The following is a 269-nucleotide window of genomic DNA, read 5'->3' on the forward strand; positions in this document are numbered from 1 at the left end:
CGGTCGGCGATCTTCAGCAGGATGTGCGAACGCTCCTGCACGCTGGTGCGGCCCCAGGCGTCGGCGGCGGCATGGGCGGCGTCCAGCGCCTTGTCGATGTCGGCGGCGTTGGAACGGGGGAATTCGGCGATCACCGAGCCGTCGACCGGGCTGGTGTTGCTGAAGTACTGGCCGCTGAGCGGGGCGACGAATTCACCACCGATGTAGTTGCCGTAGCGCGGCTTGAGGGTGACGACGGCGCCTGCTGTACCCGGTTTCGCGTAAATCAT

General features: G+C 66.5%; 1 protein-coding gene. It reads right to left on the minus strand.

The genetic code is table 11. The annotated features are described in order from the left end of the window. A partial coding sequence (locus E4487_RS24340) for an aldehyde dehydrogenase family protein (protein ID WP_175254587.1) occupies positions 1–269 on the minus strand: 269 nt, incomplete at its 3' end.

This window comes from Pseudomonas sp. BMW13, assembly GCF_013357275.1.
Classification (GTDB): Bacteria; Pseudomonadota; Gammaproteobacteria; order Pseudomonadales; family Pseudomonadaceae; genus Aquipseudomonas; species Aquipseudomonas khazarica.